Raw genomic sequence first — 16,592 nt, 5'->3', positions numbered from 1 at the left:
AGAAGTAATGGCGGTAATTGGAGCGGTTAAAAGGTTCTTTCAGACGATATCTGACTGCGACCTTCATGAAAGGTACCTTGCCGTAACTGCTGATGAATATTATTTTCTAAATGGCCCTGGGCAAACCCATGGGCCATTTTATACTTTATAAAGCTTTTTGGCAAAATTTTGTTCTTCGGGTAGTAATGCAAAGGGAGCCTGCCATTGATGAACCCTCTCAAAGTGATAACTGTGCAGCAAATATCGCCAGAAGGCAAATGGCAAAAAACTTAGCTTTTGTAAAAACTTACCGCTTACCAATTCTGGTGAATGATCGGCCAAAAGGGGAGGCGTCAAAGTAGCAGAGAATCAGCATTTTTTGAACCATATTGGGGAAATATAAGACAATGTTTCAATGGATAGCTAGAGTGATGCTATACTAATAAAACTTTTTTTAAGCAATGTAAACGTTCTCGCCTTTTTAGTTTTGTTATACTGTATTTCGTGTTTATTTTTTTACATCATAGAAGCTTTAAAAAGGAGAGGTTTGATAGTGTCAGGTTCTAATGAAGGTTCTGCTTTAACGCGAACTAGATTAACCCTGCTTGAAGGGGTTGCTTTAATAGTCGGAGCAAATATCGGCGCCGGAGTTTTGAGTTTGGCGTATGGCGCTAAGAATGCGGGTTGGCCCGTTTTGGTTTTTTGGGTCGTAGTAGCAGGATTTCTCACGACGATTTCGATGCTTTATGTAGCGGAAACAACGCTCAGGACGAAGAAAGCTTTACAGCTTAGCGGTTTGGCCGAGAAATATGTGGGTAATTTGGGCTCATGGCTGATCTTTTTATCAGTCGCCGTAAATGCTTTGGGAGCGTTAATTGCCTATACTTCAGGAAGCGGGCAGATTTTGGCTGAATTATTCGGGATACCGAACATCCTTGGGAGTTTTTTATTTTTCATCCCTGCTGTTGGAGTTATCTGGCTTGGCTTGAAGGCTGCCGGTGTAGCGGAGAAATTTATCACCTTCGGAATGCTGTTCCTGGTTATTCTTTTAATATTGGCATCCATTATAGGGCCTGGACTGAAGTTGGAATATCTCACTTTCTCCAATCCTAAATTTGCCATTCCAGTATTCAGTTTGACTGTATTTTCTTTTTTAGCGCAATACATTGTACCTGAATTGTCACGCGGATACTCAAAAGAAAACATTAAGAACTTGCCAAAGGCGATTTCTATCGGAATGCTGATTACAGGAGTTTTATTGGCACTGGTTCCGATGGCTGCGCTGGGATTAACAGGACCAGAAAAAGTGACAGAAGTTGTTACGATTGCTTGGGCAGATGCTTTGGGAAGCTGGGCGTTTTTTACAGCAAACGGATTTGCGTTGTTAGCGATGCTGACATCCTTCTGGGCTCTTGGACAAAGTTATTTTACAAACATTATTGACCGTTTTAAATTTCCTTCAGAAACTGATAAAAAATATCGTTTCATTGCGTTGGCAATCGTAGCGGTGCCACCGTTTGTTCTTGCTTACAGCGGATTTGTCGGATTCGTTGATGCTTTGTCGATCGCGGGGGCGTTTGCAGGAATCATGATGGCGATCGTGCCGGTCATGATGCTTAATAAATCCCGGAAGGTAAACGAAAGGGAGCCTGAATGGACATGCGGAAAGCTTGCGCATCCCGCTATGCAAACGTTAATTATTGTGCTATATACAGGGGCGGGAATATATACGTTGTTAGGCATCTTTAATGTACTTCCGAAAGGCTGGTAAACGGGCAGATGCAATTTTTTAGCAAAAAAAATACAATCACCCATTTTTCTGCTGATATGAAATCGGTTTATACGATTGAGCCTGGAGAGACAGTTGTTGTGGAAACCCATGATTGCTATGGTGGCCAGATTGCAGATGAGAGTGTTCTGCGCCCCGATATTGACTTGTCTATTATGAATCAGGCGACGGGGCCCTTTTATGTGAATGGCGTAAAGGCGGGGGATATTCTTGTCGTTGAAATTTTAGACATTGAGTTAGACCCATCCGGTGTAATGGTGATGTCGAAAGGACTCGGTGTTCTGGGTGATTTGGTGGATGAACCTTCAACAAAGATTGTTCCAGTGAAAGATGGCCGAATTCTGTTTGGTGATGGACTGATTTTTCCAGTGGCCCCGATGATTGGAGTCATTGGCGTTGCTCCCCGTAAGGGATCTGTGCATTGTGCGGTTCCCGGTGACCACGGCGGAAACATGGATACGAAAGATATCAGGGCCGGCAGCAGGATATATTTTCCCGTTTTTCAGGAAGGAGGATTGTTCGCTTTAGGAGACCTTCATGCTTCCATGGGGGATGGGGAAATGAATGGAACCGGAGTTGAAATCGGGGGAAAGGTGAAAATGAAGGTGGACAAAAGAGAAGGTTGTCTGCTTTCTGTCCCGGTAGTCGAAACGAAGGATGCCTTTATGTTTATCTCATCGGCAGAGACCTTGGAGGCAGCCGTCCAGCGTGGTGCCGGAATTGTGGTTGAGCATTTACAGAACGCATTGGCTTTGGAATTCGGAGAGGCATACCGGTTGCTGACCATGCTTTGCGATGTGAAAATCAGTCAAGTCGTGAATAAGCTTGTAACCATTAGGGTAGAAGTTCCAAAGAGCCTGCTATTTAAGCTGTTTGGTTAAACGTACAGGTATGCCCCGTAGCGGCGACTTATGATCTATCCGTGGTTTGACAAGTAAGGTCTGAGCCTGGAACTAAATGATCCGGTCAGCTCTAAATCATCCCATAAAACTACAGTTTTAATATCGGCCATATGCGCAAGACTCATATGATCCAACCGATGAAAAATAGCAGCCATGGGCTGCTATTTTTCAATTCATGTCATTTATGTTGTATTCCGTTCTCGACTGGATGAAATGGCAGGGAATTATGGGGGCATTCAGCAATGGAAGGTTCTCTTGATAGATGTAAAGCAATTGAAAGCTTCCTTTTCCTGTACTTTTTTCGAAGGTTGTTTTTAAATCTTGGGCCCAGCGCTTTTTGCCGGTGAATTGTTTTACGCTGATTGAAACGGTTACGCTATGGCCAAATGGAAAAGGACTTTGTTTCCTTAGGTTGCCACTTGCATGCAGTCTTAAAGAGGATCCAACGCAAACAAGAACGCGATCATGTGCAAGGGGGATTTGCTTGGAAACCAGTAGATGCCCAAGCTTCCACTGATTTTTACTGGAGGAATGTCAATGCCTCCCAAGTTTGATTAGGCAGCTTTTTTAGCCCCTCCCCAATCGTGTCTATAATATTGTATGCTGTCCCGGATGATTTGGAGCGGTTGTATTTTTACCAGGAAAACCGAAGGTCTTTCTATTACTTTTGTAAAAATATATCCATATTCGACCATCAATGATATCGAAACGTATGTACTTTGTTTATTGATATAATGCTCTCTTGTTTCCATTCCATGATCCTTACAACATCCTACAACTTAACGGACAATCCTCTTACTTTTAACTCTATCATTCGCATCACCCAATTCAACCATTGTCAATTGGTATCCATTATCCTATATAGATAGTAAATGCCACGACAGAAGTGAGAATTTGTTGAAAATCACGAAGGCATCAAGATGCAGGTCTATAGTTTGTTTGAGTTTCGTGGTCAACTGTTTAAAAATTTTACGTGAAAAACCATTTTTTTCCTATGTGACAAATGAAGTATCGAGGACTTTTTATAAATTTAAACTGTTCAATACTAAATTTTTCTTAAAAACATCCATTAGATTGAAACGGCGCTCCCGATTAAGGTGAGGATACCCGGGAATAAATCGGACAGCGCGCTTCCAGGAAGGATTTCTAAATGGAAGGTTTCACTGAATTGATTGAGCAATACAGACCGATGATCTACCATATTATTTATTCATTGAACATTTATAAAAACGAGGACGAATTTTTTCAAATCGCCCTTATCGCATTATGGGAGGCGAAGGAAAGGTTTGATCCTGAAAAAGGGAAGTTCAGCACATTTGCGTATTCCTATATAAAGGGCCGGATGATGACGGAACTGACGAGGCAGTCGAAGGTGGAGGAGGGAACTGTCTATCCGGACGAGGCTTTTTGGGAGATGAGGAAAGATGAGAGAGAGCAACCTCCGCTACAGCTCACTACTTTGCTTTCGTATTGTGTCGGGCTCACGAAAAAACAGGAAAACTGGGTTGTCTATACATTTTACCTTGGTATGTCCATGAGGGAAATCGCCGATGAGGAAAAAGTCTCATTGTCTGCCGTGAAAAAATGGCGGGCGGGGGCGATAAAGAAAATTCGTTTGAATCTTGAAGCGGGGATTTGTTAAATACTCTCTATTTCTCTCCGGCTTACGGGGAGGAATATTTTTTGTATAGGATATGTTCAGATATATAATGTAATATACCTAAGATTGGGGACAAATTTCACATAAAAAGTGATCAGGAGGCTATCAGTACAATGACAGAAGGACTCCATATAGAAAATTATCCATTTAAACAATTGAAGCTTGGGAGTAGTCTCACGCCAAATGAAATGTTCCAAATGTCCTCCTCTCTTCTGGAAACATCTATTGTCCTACTTATGGATTCGAGTGGGCGCTTCATGAAAGCAAATGAGGGATTTTATAATACATTCAATTATGTACCAGAGGAATTGACAGGATTAAATATTAATATGTTGATAGATGATCCTCAACAAGTTGAAAGCATTAAAAGGGATATCGAAAATAAATGCTACTGGGGAGGACCACTGAGCCTTTTTAATAAATATCGTCATGCAATAGATTCTATTGTGTACATAAGTAAATGTTCACTTTCAAACGATTATTTTTTACACATTCTTCCTCTTAATCATATGGATGGTTACAAAAAGTTATTGGAATTGGCTTATACAGATGAACTGACAGGACTTTCCAATTTCAGAAAGTTACAGGAGAGTGTCAACTCGAAAGTGGAACAAAGTCATCAATCGCAATCTACATTTGGCCTCTTATTCATTGATATCGATAACTTTAAACAAATAAATGATCGATATGGCCATATAGTTGGTGACAAATTGTTGAAAAAATGTGCATTAAGGTTATTAAGTGAGGTTAAGGGACAGAATCGTGTCTTCCGAAAAAGCGGTGATGAGTTTATCATTATAGTTGACGAAAAGGAAGAGATTGAAACAATCAAAAACAGGGTTCAATCCCAATTTAAAAAGATATTTGTTATTCAAAGACTTCGAATTGTTGTTAATATCAGCATCGGGGTCAGCATATACCCGGATCATGGGCGGTATGTTGACTCATTGTTAAATTTCGCGGATCAAGCGATGTATCGAACGAAGAGAATGAATAAAGCTCTTAGAAAAGCAAAATAACATGGCAAGGATGAAATCTATGGATATTTCGATTATCGCCCAAGAAAACATCATCAAGGAAAAACATTTGAGTCGTTTTTTCCATGTGTTAAAAGCAGGTATTGACCGTACAAGAACGCCGATTTCCGTCATTTTTATATCTGCTTCGGATCAAGGCATCCTCCGGGGCCGGAACGAAGAAGAGATCACGGTGTTTTTGGAAAACAAAATTCGGCAAAGCGATTTGCTTTGCAAATTGGAAACCCCATTTGAATGGTGTTTGATCTTGTCTCAAAGTGGTGAAGAGGAAGCAAATGCATTTCTCCAACGGTTATTTTCCGATGAAAACCTACCACGATCCGGACAAGAGGACCAGTTATTTTCGGCAAGTGTCGTAGAAATTGGAAATAGCCATGTGGAGTTTGAAGCGGTGGTTGAAAAGGGCCGGAAATCATTGGCTAGTGCCCAGCAATCCGATGTTGGGCCTATCGAATTTGTCAGAGACTTTAAAAAGAAAAGTACGGTGAATATCAAAGCAAGTATTTTAGAAGAAAATGATATTTTACGTAACGTCATTCAAACATCTCTGGAGAATCTGAAAATAGATGGATGTCAACTGGAGATTAAAACATTTCAAGATGGTTATGATTTTCTCCAATCCGATTGGTACTTTTCCAGTCATCCGCACATTTTGATCATGAACGATATCCTGCCAAGGAAAAATGGGCTGGAGGTCTTACATGCTGTTCGTCAATTGCCGAATAATGGAAAGTTTGTCGTTTTCATGATGACGCAAAGAAATTCGGAGGAGGATATGATCTACGCTTATGAAAGCGGCGTTGATGAATATCTGATTAAACCTTTTAATCTCCGATTGTTTGAAGCCCAGCTCAAAAGGGTTTTTGAAAGGTTCTGGTCATGATGGACGTCGTCTTCGATTTCTTAATATGGGCGATTATCGTTCTTTCTGCTTTGCTCGCAGGTTTTTGGCTCTATTTGACATTTGAACGGATGAAAGAAGTATCTCGGCAAAAGAAGATGAAATGGTATATAAATGAGAAACAACATAAGTGGTATCGATATTTCAGAGGCGAAGAGCCATTTTCAGACGAACTGATCCCTAAATATAACTATGAAATCGAAGGGATTGAAAAGATTTTTCTTGTTTATTTAAAAAACATTTCCAGCGATGAGATTCAAGAAAAGATCAGGCAATTCTCCAATCAATATCTAATCGATCATTATGGAAAAATGCTTGAAAGCAGGAAATGGAGCAGAAAAATGAATGCACTGTATCGGATTTCCGATTTCCAATTATATCGTTTGGTCAATCAGTGCCGTGAGATGGAGAAAAAGAAATTAACCCATGAAGAGAGATTCCAATTATTGAAAATATATTCGATGTTTGATTCGGATCTGTTTCTAGAAAAAATGACAACAAATTCAATGAAATTCTCAGAATTTGAATATAAAAAACTCTTGACAGGATTGGGCCTTGGCACTATTGAGCAATTGTTGAACCGTTTCGATCAATTGCCGGCCGCCTGTCAATATTCAATGATCGATACGATCGGTTTGAATAGGAACATGGATTCCATCCCTTTTCTTGAAGCTCAATTGGAACGTGAAGATGCTGAAATTCGAATCCGCTCTTTAAAGGCGCTGCATGAAATTGGAATTATTGTCAATCTGAAAAAGTACGTTCCATTTGTCACTTCAGAAATTTGGGAAGAACGCCTGATGGCAGCGAAACTATTGCAAAACGTTCCGCTGAAAGGTTCTCTTTCCTACTTGGAAAAGCTATTGGAAGATGAATCATGGTTTGTCCGTTCACAAGCAGCCCGGGCAATCGGAAAATGAGGAGATGAAAGGTCAATTCCCCAAACAACGTTGAGGGGAATTGCAAGACATATGAGAGTAGTTCTTGAAGGTTTATTCACATTTTTTGGCGCGCTGATTTTCATCTATATGGCAGCCGTCATTCTTGTTTATAGCACTATGCTGATATTGGCACTAATCCATTTAAGAAAGCAGTACTTGATAGATAAAAGCGAATTTGCGGAGGATTATGTCCATGTCATGCATTGGAAGCCTGTCTCCATCATTGTTCCCGTTTATAACGAAGAAGCCGGTATTATAGATAGTATTCATTCTCTGTTGAATCTTCGTTATCCGCAAACGGAACTGATTATTGTTAATGACGGGTCAACTGATAGTACGCAGCAATTGGCGATTGAGAAATTTTCTATGAAGCCCGTACCTATGGACATATTGGAACATCTCCCGACCAAGCCGGTACTGCAAATCTATCGGTCCGAAATTCATCCGAATTTAATACTGATTGAAAAAGAAAACGGCGGGAAAGCCGATGCTCTTAATGTTGGAATCAATGCTTCGCGTTTTCCCTATTTTTGCTCCATTGACGGAGATTCTATTCTTGATGAGAACTCACTTCTACGCGTGATGAAACCAATCATGAAGTCTAACGAGGATGTAATTGCGGCCGGCGGAAATATTCGGATCGCCAATGGGCTTGATATTCAGCTAGGAGCTGTATTTCAGACGGGTTTTTCAAAGAATGCTTTGATTGTCATGCAGATAGTGGAATATTTAAGAGCTTTCCTGATGGGAAGGATCGCTTTAAGCAAGTTCAATTTGGTTCTTATCATCTCGGGAGCATTCAGTGTGTTTTCAAAAAAGTGGGTTGTTGAAGCAGGCGGATACAGTACCAAAACCGTCGGTGAAGACATGGAGATGGTTGTCAGGCTGCATCGGCTGATCAAAGAAAAAAAAGAGAAGAAACGGATTGAGTTTGTACCCGAACCTGTGTGTTGGACGGAAGCCCCTCAAACGCTGTCTACATTGAGGAAGCAACGAAGACGATGGCAGCAAGGGCTGATACAAAGTTTATGGAGACATAAAAAATTGACCTTTAATCCAAAATACGGCGGAATCGGCATGATCTCATTTCCGTATTTTTGGCTGATCGAAGGTTTGGGACCCATTATTGAATTAGGAGGATATATATATGTCCTGATGGCCTTCTTTATGGGAGATATTTACTATGAATTTGCTCTATTGCTCATTTTACTCTTTATTTTGTATGGTACAGTCTTTTCTGTCGCATCCATTCTACTTGAGGCATGGAGTATGAATACCTATCCCAAATTGAAAGATGTGTTCCGGCTGATGGTCATGTCTTTTACAGAGGTGTTCTGGTATAAACCGCTGACACTGATTTGGAGATTTGAAGGGTTCATCCATTTCTTACGCAGAAAAGAAGACTGGGGACAAATGAAAAGGGTGGGTCTCTCCAAGAAAGGAATATCATAATGAAACGCATTTATATAGCCGGAATCTTTATAATCATCGCAATTTCTTTGCCTATCATTCTGTGGTTCATAGAACCTGGCAAACATCTTCAAGTGGCTATTATCGATAAAACTGTCCCAAATGAAACATATCGTGAGCACCTTGGGATAACATGGCTTTTACAACATATGAAAATAACTGATGGTAAGGATGAAATATCTGATCCATCGGGCAATTATTTTGGGTTCCAACCGGACCATGAGAAGGAAAGCTATCAAATTCGCCAGCTTCCCGATGATTATGATCAGTACGATGTTATTTATTTGGCGGATACATATGGTGTCTATGAGGAAGACTTGCCGTGGATTGAAAAATCTCGAGAAGGCTCCCGGTCGGAAAAAATATACGGTGGCCTTGAAGAAGATGAATGGAAGGCTATTACTGAGCGGTTAAATAAGAAAAAGAAAAGTCTGCTGATTGCCGAGTTCAATACATTCGCTTCGCCAACGAGTGAACCCGTAAGAAAGAGTGTGACCGACTATTTGGGAATTGATTGGTCAGGTTGGACCGGACGGTATTTCGATGAATTGGACCCGCGTAAAAACAAAGAGATTCCTCAATGGATACTTGATGAATTTAAGGATTCATGGAAATACAGCGGACCGGGGGTAATATTGGTCAACGATCTTGATTACCAGGTCATCGTATTGGAGAAAGAGAAGCATTTACAAAAAGAAGGTATCAGCCTTTCATTCACGGAAGCGGGTAAGAAACAGTTCGAGCTTAAAGACAGTCCGGATTATCAATATTGGTTTGATATTGTAACGCCGAAGGAAGGGACGACGGTCCTTGCGAATTACGAATGGGGCTTGACGGATGAAGGAAAAAAAATACTTGAACAAAATGGGATTCCCTCTGAATTTGCCGCTGTATCAAGAAATGAACACGGGCAAACTTCGAGCTACTATTTTGCAGGTGACTTCAATGATGTAACGGAGATTCCACGTTTCTATCAAATGAAAGGCCTAAAGCAAATTTATAAGGTTGCCCAGAAGTTTTCCGATCAGGCTTTTTATTGGTCGACTTATCTTCCAATGATGACCTCCGTTTTAGAACAGTTTGAGGAGTCGCCGAAAACGGGAAAAAAGTCACATTCAAATAAGCTTCAATACAATGCAAGAATTAAAGAGGATGCTTTTGAGGTCTTGAAGGATGATGAGTGGGATCCGCTCACGATCAAGGGTGTCAACATCGGAATGGGGAAACCGGGGACATTCCCTGGTGAAGCTGCCATAACAGAAGAGGAATACTACAGATGGTTCGAGCAGATTGGAAAAATGAACGCCAATACGATACGTGTATATACCTTACATCCCCCAGGTTTTTATAATGCCCTGAAACGTTATAACGACAAACACAAAGAAAAAATATATGTTCTGCATGGGGTTTGGATCAATGAAGAAAAACTCGAAGAATCATTAGATGCTTTTGAAAAGGAAAATCTGAAGGATTTTCAGGAAGAGATGAAGACCATTGTCGACGTCATTCATGGCAACAAAATAGTCGAACACAAAGCAGGGCATGCATCCGGAGCATATCGGGCAGATATATCGGAATATGTCATTGGTTGGGTATTAGGGATTGAGTGGTATCCTTTCATGGTGAAAGAGACAAATGAAAAATACCCCGATATGGGTGATTACAATGGGAAATATTTTGAAACAAAAAATGCCGAAGCGTTCGAATACTGGCTTGCGCAACAGATGGATTTCATCACTAAATACGAAGTGGAACATTATCAGTGGATGCGGCCGATGAGTTTTACAAATTGGGTAACGACCGATATTTTGGAACATCCATCCGACTCTACTGGACAAGAAGATCTCGTCAGTGTCAATCCAAATATCATTTATACAAAAAATGATGCAAAGCTGACCGAACAATTTGCTTCCTATCATATTTATCCGTACTATCCCGATTTTCTAAACTATGATGAAAAATATCAAACCTATGTGGATCATCGCGGAAAGAAAAATAATTACGCCGGATATTTGGCTGAATTGCACGAAGCGCACCGGCTTCCCATTTTAGTGGCGGAATTTGGAGTGCCAAGCTCTCGCGGGCTAACACATGAAAATCCGTTTGGATGGAATCAGGGATTTTTATCCGAGAAGGAACAAGGAGAAATCATTGGCCATCTATTTGAGGACATCATGGAAGAAAAACTGTTGGGCGGACTTATCTTTACATGGCAGGATGAATGGTTCAAGCGGACTTGGAATACGATGGATTATGACAATCCGGACAGAAGGCCATTTTGGTCGAATGCCCAAACCAATGAAGAGCAGTTCGGATTGCTCAGTTTTGACCGCCATAAAATTCAGGTAGATGGAAAAGTAGAAGAGTGGAAGAAAGAGGCGCTTTATAAGAAAGATAAAGGAAATATGAAAGCATTATATGTGGATCATGACGAACGGTATTTATACGTCCGGCTGGATCATGACAAGAATAATAAGGGGTACCCCCTTATATTGCTCGATGTCGTGCCAAAACAGGGAAATACGTTTATAAAAGGAAACGATCGTGTCCGCTTTTCAAATGGAGTTGATTTTATTATTGATCTGGGTAAGAAGGAGTCCCGGATCAAAGTGGATGCGTATTATGACTTTTACACATATCAGTACGGGCATACGTTGAAGCTGATTGAAACCAAAAAGGGGCCACCTTCCAAGGACAGCGGAGAATTTTCACCGATCAAATATGCACTGAATAAAGAGTATTATCTGCCGGATCGGGACAAGACAATCCCGTTCAGTTCCTACGAAACAGGGAAGCTCAGGGAAGGAAACGGAAATCCATCCTCAGAGAACTATGATTCATTGGCAGACTACTATATAAATGATGAAGGGATCATTGAGATAAGAATTCCGTGGCTTCTCATCCAATCAAAAGATCCGAGTCAAAAAGAATTCAAAGGAGATTTTTATAAAGACGGAATGGAAGCAAGCACATTCGTCGATCAAATCCATATTGGAGCGTTATACCTTGATGAGGGAGGAAACATACAGGATTCCTTCCCAACGATTGAGAACAAAGTTCTAAAGGAAATGAAAGGATACACTTGGGAAAATTGGAATGAACCCGAATCAAAAGAGCGCTTGAAACAATCGTATTACATCGTGGAAGATGTATTCTCGAAATATTAGTTAGCCATGAAGCCCAGAAAGTCTAAGTTTCTAGACTTTCCGGGCTTCTATGCTTACCTTAATCGTTTCCCTGCCTGCGTATGTAAGATATAATTTGTATGATCAGAATCGAAGGGAGGGATGAAGGACATGAAATCCGTTCATTCCTTGGAAGAAATTCATACAACGATAAATGAAAACAAGTTGACTTTACTTTATATATCCAAACAAAACTGTTCAGTTTGCCACGCGCTTCTTCCGCAGGTGGAGGAATTGCTGGAGGATTATCCGGTAATTGTATCCATTCTGGCAGACGCGGGTGAAATCCCCAAAGTAGCCGGGGAATATTCAATATTTACTGTACCTGCCATCCTTGTGTTTGTTGAAGGAAAAGAGATGATCAGAAAAGCAAGATTCGTTCCGATCGGTGAGTTGCAGGAGCAGTTGAAGAAGGTCGTTGAATGTATGTGATGGTGGCAGCTTATTTGAAAAATACTCTCCTCTTATGAGACATGTTTCTATATGAGACGAAGAATCCGATTGGCGCATATTCCGCATATCATGCTCAAAAAAACAAGTTAGGTTTTTTCTGTGTCAGTCATAATAACGGGATGCCTAAGAATGAAAATCCAACCCTAAAAATCTCATGCATGTGTATTTTTATTTTTAATAATGACTGTCTGGTGGATGGTATTCTAATTTGGAGATGCAAACACAAATCATCTTTTTTCCGGGCTGTCCGGTTCGGCCAAACAGATTTAGCTTGATGGATTGTGATGTGCCAGGACTGGGTGAGCAGCAGTTATCCGAAAAGGCCGGAGGTGTATAGTCATCACGCAAACCAACTGTTGCCGTCTTTCAAGTTCCCCTAATGCCATATAAAATACACCCGACTCCCACAAATATCCAGACAAATTTTCCGAAAGAAATATTATCGGCAATGCCATAGATGCCGATTGCAGTTGTAAGAAGCAGGATCAGTGGACCGATGAGGGCAAGCGAACTGTTTATGATGATTGCTTTTTCAACGGCATTGAAACGGATCATTAGAAAGGCGGCAAAAATTTCAATCCCGCCGGACAGCAGTCTTAATAAGGCCATACCCACAACAGCTTTTTCCAGAAAAGTGAACATCCGATTTCCTCCCATGGCTTGTACTAACTCCCATTATATGAATCGGATGTTAAAAAAATTAAACATTAATGGACAGCGGACCAATATCCACTGCCCATTAAAGTTAAGATTGTCTTACGTGCTTAGGGCCACTAAGTTGAGTCCGCTCCATCCACAAATGGAAGAAATATTCCGCAATGGTCAGTATAATTGCCGTTAACAGGGATTCCCCGAAGGCCTCATCATATCCAAACAGATTGAGTCCGCCCCATATGACTAATAAAGACAGGACGAAATCACTGACGGTAGCAGAAGTATTTCCCATTCTAGGCAATATCATCAGGTCCCCGAGAAAGTACGAAATCAACACAAGGGCAATGCCCAGCAGTGTGGAATGTACGAACGAAACATCGTTAAACAGGGATAGAATTACCCATACAAACGGCAAGGTTAAAATAGCCTTTCTAAGCAGAGCCTGACCGTGATTGATAGTATTATCCAATTTTTCATTCCTCCTTCTGTATTATAGTGATGATTTATCTTTTTTTTATACCTTCAAGATTTTATTCGAACGGATAAAACTTTCTTAGCTTTTTCAAAAGAAAGAGGGAGTCCATGATACCGTGTCCATGAACAGGTTTATTCAGCTTTTACACATCAAAATCCTTTTGCATACTATGATGAAAAAGGGACTGAGGGATTTTATGGCATTTTGGATTGATGTATCGACGAAATCTCATAAGCTAAAGCTTTTTCAAGGGAGTAAATTGGTAAAGACTTATCCGGTTGCCATTGGAAAAATGTTAACCCCGACGCCATCCGGAACATTTACTATTATAAATAAACAGCCGCATCCGGGCGGGCCGTTTGGAGCGATGTGGATGGGGCTATCGAAACCTCACTATGGAATCCATGGTACGAATAACCCTTCCTCCATAGGGAAAAATGTATCACATGGCTGTATCAGAATGTATAACCGCGATGTTCTGGAACTGGCGTCCAAGGTGCCGATCGGAACGAAGGTTGTAATTCACCAATAAGTTTTCTAGGGGCTTTTTAGCTGGGGTCATGAAAAAGAAGTGAAACAAGGTTTCTTTCTCCTGGAACTCCTTTTGCCCTTTGGTTCACAAGTGACAATAGGCTACATTCCGTTTTTAAATCCCTCATAAAGGATTTAAATTTCACTTATTGAACCAAGAGGGATATGATATTTGAGCTTCATCAAAAATGATGCAGCATGATTCAATCCATTCCGAATCAAGGCAATGCCCCATATCGACTTTCATCAAATGGGCCCCCTCTTTTAACTCCTAAGAATAGAAAAACGGAAAACCGAATGCTAGGGGTTTTCCGTTTACTTCATACTTATTTGTCTTGTAGATCTTGGCAATACTCCCTGATCAGTTTGGCTGCCTGAGTTTGGCTTATTTGCAAATCGGCGGCGACTTTGCGGGAACTACGATTCATTTTATATGAATTCCTGACCATCTCTTTTTTTGCCTGATCAATTGCTTCATTGAGGGAAGAAGGAGCCGTTTTTTCAATTTGCCGTTTTCCATGAGTATAGATACCCTCAGGAAGGTCGTCGATTCCGATGACGTCCCCGCTCGTGATGACGAGCTTTTCAATAAGGTTCTCCAGTTGCCGTACGTTTCCCGGCCATGAAAAGTAAGATAGCCATTCGAGACAATCTTCTGAAATTAATTTGTTGACTTCATAGATCCGGTTGAATTTATATAAAAAATTGTAGGTAAGAGGGATGATATCTTCCACTCTTTCCCGTAACGGAACCATTTTTATATCAACGACATTCAACCTGTAATATAAGTCTTCCCGGAATGTTTTGTTTTCGACCATTTCTGCCAGATTTTTGTTGGTTGCTGCAATGATGCGTATGTCGACTTTTTTCTCTTTGACACCGCCGATTGGAATGAACTTTTTCTCCTGGATGACCTGCAGCATTTTCGCCTGTAACGGCAAGGGCATATCTCCGATTTCATCCAGGAAAAGGGTACCTCCTTCCACACTTTCAATCAGACCTTTTTTTCCGGTTTTGTTTGCGTTGGTAAAAGCACCGCCGGTATACCCGAAAAGTTCCGACTCCATCAGCTCGGCGGGGATTGCCGCACAATTGATGGTTAAAAATGGGCCGTTTTTTCTTTTGCTGTTTTCGTGGATATATTGGGCGAGTACGCTTTTGCCTGTGCCCGATTCACCCAGTATTAGAATGGTGGAATTGGCAGCGGCCACTTTTTGAGCAAATTTCAATACGTTTTTCATTTTTTCATTATTTGTCATGATACCGGCAAAAGGGTCTTCTCCCTGATCCGCGGCGATCGCGTTTTCTTCTTTCGCTTTCAACATTTTATAGCTCTGCATTTCCCTGGCTGTTGTGACAACCAGTTCTACTTCATTTTCATCATTTAAAATAGGAACGGCCGAAGTGAGCAGCTCTGCCCCAAGAATAGTTGTCTGTTTGATCGTAATCGGCTCTTTTTTGTTAAAAACTTCAGGGAAGATGGAGGGAGTCCAATATCCACTTTCAACCAATTCCACACTTTTCTTTCCCAAAACATCCTCTTTATTCAATCCATAGTGCTTTTTGCAGGCATCATTTACGTAGATAATTTTCATGTTCTTATCGAGGACAAAAATCTCATCCGAGGAATAGTCCAATATTTTGACGAGTGTGTCCAAGTCAAAATCGAGATTGTTTGTAAGGCTGGACATGCCCATATGACGACCTCCCTTAAATTTTATTTGAGTTCCAAATAACTCACTTTGAGTATGAAAGCGTTCAAATAACTGCTTTTATTGAATCATCATGCGGTCTTCCGCTATTTCAGAAGTTGGCATGGTTTTTGCTAATTTACATATTAAGCAAATCAAGATTGCCACATTAGAAGGAGTGACATGCACTGACTCGTTAAAGTAAAGCAGCTTGAAATAAATATAGATGAATATTTTTGAATTGTAAATATGGGCAGTTTGTAAAGAACACAGGAGGTTTCATTATGGCAAACGTAAACCATGTAACAGATATAACCATTATCGGCGGAGGTCCCGTCGGGATGTTTACCGCCTTTTATGCCGGCATGCGCCAGGCATCAGTAAAAATAATAGAGAGTCTGCCGCAATTGGGCGGACAATTGTCGGCACTTTACCCGGAAAAATATATCTATGACATCGCGGGATTTCCCAAAGTGAGGGCGCAGGAACTCATTGATAATCTGACAGAACAGATGAACCAATTTGAAGTTCAAACATGCTTGGGGGAAACAGTGGAAAATGTAGTGAAAGGCTCAGACGGCACTTTCAACATTGTCACGAATAAAGGGGTCCATTTTTCAAAATCGATTATTATTACTGCAGGAAACGGCGCTTTCCAGCCCCGCAAGCTGAAATTGGAAGGGGAAGAAAGATTCGAGGAAGCGAACCTGCACTATTCTGTTCAGAATCTGGGGCAATTTGAAGGCAGAAAGGTCGCTGTTTTCGGCGGTGGAGATTCCGCAGTCGACTGGGCGATGATGCTTGAACCGATCGCAGAGAAAGTGATGATCATTCACCGCCGTGATAAATTCCGTGCGCATGAGCACAGTGTTGAATTGCTGCAGCAATCAAAAGTTGACATTTTAACGCCGTATGTGCCTGTTG

At 41.0% G+C, this 16,592-nt stretch carries 15 protein-coding genes; 11 read left to right on the top strand and 4 right to left on the bottom strand.

Annotation, left to right across the window (positions count from 1 at the left end):
• Nucleotides 1-532: 532 nt before the first annotated feature.
• Together C509_RS0122060 and C509_RS0122055 are read left to right on the top strand one after the other, a co-directional pair.
• Complete coding sequence (locus C509_RS0122060; protein WP_018709117.1) at nucleotides 533-1,750, top strand: aromatic amino acid transport family protein; 1,218 nt, start codon at nucleotides 533-535, stop codon at nucleotides 1,748-1,750.
• 8 nt (nucleotides 1,751-1,758) lie between these two features.
• Complete coding sequence (locus tag C509_RS0122055) at nucleotides 1,759-2,649, top strand: acetamidase/formamidase family protein (protein WP_018709116.1); 891 nt, start codon at nucleotides 1,759-1,761, stop codon at nucleotides 2,647-2,649.
• 575 nt (nucleotides 2,650-3,224) lie between these two features.
• Here C509_RS0122055 and C509_RS27580 read toward each other — a convergent pair.
• Entirely contained in the window at nucleotides 3,225-3,422 is a 198-nt protein-coding gene (locus tag C509_RS27580) for a competence protein ComK (protein ID WP_018709115.1), read from the bottom strand.
• A 398-nt stretch (nucleotides 3,423-3,820) separates the two neighbouring features.
• On the opposite strand from C509_RS27580, the gene C509_RS0122045 reads away from it, so the two are divergent.
• The 7 genes from C509_RS0122045 to C509_RS0122015 all read left to right on the top strand — a co-directional run bounded on the left by C509_RS0122045 (nucleotide 3,821) and on the right by C509_RS0122015 (nucleotide 12,296).
• The gene (locus C509_RS0122045) at nucleotides 3,821-4,312 is read left to right on the top strand and encodes a sigma-70 family RNA polymerase sigma factor (protein WP_018709114.1); all 492 of its coding nucleotides are present in this window, start codon (nucleotides 3,821-3,823) and stop codon (nucleotides 4,310-4,312) included.
• Between the two features lie 131 nt (nucleotides 4,313-4,443).
• Entirely contained in the window at nucleotides 4,444-5,349 is a 906-nt protein-coding gene (locus C509_RS0122040; RefSeq protein WP_018709113.1) for a sensor domain-containing diguanylate cyclase, read from the top strand.
• 19 nt (nucleotides 5,350-5,368) lie between these two features.
• Nucleotides 5,369-6,250: a response regulator gene (locus C509_RS0122035; protein WP_018709112.1), complete on the top strand. Its 882-nt coding sequence runs from the start codon at nucleotides 5,369-5,371 to the stop codon at nucleotides 6,248-6,250.
• Nucleotides 6,247-7,188, top strand: a complete 942-nt coding sequence (locus C509_RS24945; protein WP_018709111.1) for a HEAT repeat domain-containing protein — start codon at nucleotides 6,247-6,249, stop codon at nucleotides 7,186-7,188. Before C509_RS0122035 ends, C509_RS24945 begins: the two co-directional genes overlap by 4 nt.
• A gap of 51 nt (nucleotides 7,189-7,239) precedes the next feature.
• Nucleotides 7,240-8,661 (top strand): glycosyltransferase family 2 protein, encoded by a 1,422-nt coding sequence (locus tag C509_RS0122025; RefSeq protein ID WP_018709110.1) that lies wholly within the window; start codon nucleotides 7,240-7,242, stop codon nucleotides 8,659-8,661.
• On the top strand, nucleotides 8,661-11,846 hold the full coding sequence (locus C509_RS0122020; protein ID WP_018709109.1) for a hypothetical protein: 3,186 nt from the start codon (nucleotides 8,661-8,663) through the stop codon (nucleotides 11,844-11,846). The genes C509_RS0122025 and C509_RS0122020 overlap by 1 nt, the downstream gene beginning before the upstream one ends.
• A 129-nt stretch (nucleotides 11,847-11,975) precedes the next feature.
• Nucleotides 11,976-12,296 (top strand): thioredoxin family protein, encoded by a 321-nt coding sequence (locus C509_RS0122015; protein ID WP_018709108.1) that lies wholly within the window; start codon nucleotides 11,976-11,978, stop codon nucleotides 12,294-12,296.
• 387 nt (nucleotides 12,297-12,683) lie between these two features.
• Here the strand turns inward: C509_RS0122015 and C509_RS0122005 are convergent, their stop codons facing one another.
• Together C509_RS0122005 and C509_RS0122000 are read right to left on the bottom strand one after the other, a co-directional pair.
• Complete coding sequence (locus tag C509_RS0122005) at nucleotides 12,684-12,959, bottom strand: YqhV family protein (RefSeq protein WP_018709106.1); 276 nt, start codon at nucleotides 12,957-12,959, stop codon at nucleotides 12,684-12,686.
• A gap of 103 nt (nucleotides 12,960-13,062) precedes the next feature.
• Entirely contained in the window at nucleotides 13,063-13,440 is a 378-nt protein-coding gene (locus tag C509_RS0122000; protein WP_018709105.1) for a DUF2512 family protein, read from the bottom strand.
• Between the two features lie 202 nt (nucleotides 13,441-13,642).
• On the opposite strand from C509_RS0122000, the gene C509_RS0121995 reads away from it, so the two are divergent.
• Complete coding sequence (locus tag C509_RS0121995) at nucleotides 13,643-13,978, top strand: L,D-transpeptidase (RefSeq protein ID WP_026320023.1); 336 nt, start codon at nucleotides 13,643-13,645, stop codon at nucleotides 13,976-13,978.
• A 325-nt stretch (nucleotides 13,979-14,303) separates the two neighbouring features.
• On the opposite strand, the gene C509_RS0121985 is transcribed toward C509_RS0121995, so the two are convergent.
• A complete protein-coding gene (locus C509_RS0121985) occupies nucleotides 14,304-15,674 on the bottom strand; it encodes a sigma-54 interaction domain-containing protein (protein WP_018709102.1) in 1,371 nt (456 codons plus the stop codon).
• A 278-nt stretch (nucleotides 15,675-15,952) separates the two neighbouring features.
• Between C509_RS0121985 and C509_RS0121980 the strand changes: the two genes are divergently transcribed.
• The coding region (locus C509_RS0121980) for an NAD(P)/FAD-dependent oxidoreductase (protein WP_018709101.1) at nucleotides 15,953-16,592 on the top strand (640 nt) is incomplete at its 3' end.

This window comes from Siminovitchia fordii DSM 16014 = CIP 108821 (genome assembly GCF_000374565.1).
Classification (GTDB): Bacteria; Bacillota; Bacilli; order Bacillales; family Bacillaceae_C; genus Siminovitchia; species Siminovitchia fordii.
The sequence above is the reverse complement of the archived record's forward strand: the minus strand, read 5'-3'. Positions and strand labels throughout refer to the sequence as shown.

What these genes read in the sequence shown, in the direction of transcription:
- C509_RS0122055 (WP_018709116.1), top strand. Translation starts at nt 1,759, where the DNA reads ATGCAATTTTTTAGCAAAAAAAATACAATCACCCATTTTTCTGCTGAT.
- C509_RS27580 (WP_018709115.1), bottom strand. Translation starts at nt 3,422, where the DNA reads ATGGAAACAAGAGAGCATTATATCAATAAACAAAGTACATACGTTTCG.
- C509_RS0122045 (WP_018709114.1), top strand. Translation starts at nt 3,821, where the DNA reads ATGGAAGGTTTCACTGAATTGATTGAGCAATACAGACCGATGATCTAC.
- C509_RS0122040 (WP_018709113.1), top strand. Translation starts at nt 4,444, where the DNA reads ATGACAGAAGGACTCCATATAGAAAATTATCCATTTAAACAATTGAAG.
- C509_RS0122035 (WP_018709112.1), top strand. Translation starts at nt 5,369, where the DNA reads ATGGATATTTCGATTATCGCCCAAGAAAACATCATCAAGGAAAAACAT.
- C509_RS24945 (WP_018709111.1), top strand. Translation starts at nt 6,247, where the DNA reads ATGATGGACGTCGTCTTCGATTTCTTAATATGGGCGATTATCGTTCTT.
- C509_RS0122025 (WP_018709110.1), top strand. Translation starts at nt 7,240, where the DNA reads ATGAGAGTAGTTCTTGAAGGTTTATTCACATTTTTTGGCGCGCTGATT.
- C509_RS0122020 (WP_018709109.1), top strand. Translation starts at nt 8,661, where the DNA reads ATGAAACGCATTTATATAGCCGGAATCTTTATAATCATCGCAATTTCT.
- C509_RS0122015 (WP_018709108.1), top strand. Translation starts at nt 11,976, where the DNA reads ATGAAATCCGTTCATTCCTTGGAAGAAATTCATACAACGATAAATGAA.
- C509_RS0122005 (WP_018709106.1), bottom strand. Translation starts at nt 12,959, where the DNA reads ATGTTCACTTTTCTGGAAAAAGCTGTTGTGGGTATGGCCTTATTAAGA.
- C509_RS0121995 (WP_026320023.1), top strand. Translation starts at nt 13,643, where the DNA reads ATGGCATTTTGGATTGATGTATCGACGAAATCTCATAAGCTAAAGCTT.
- C509_RS0121985 (WP_018709102.1), bottom strand. Translation starts at nt 15,674, where the DNA reads ATGGGCATGTCCAGCCTTACAAACAATCTCGATTTTGACTTGGACACA.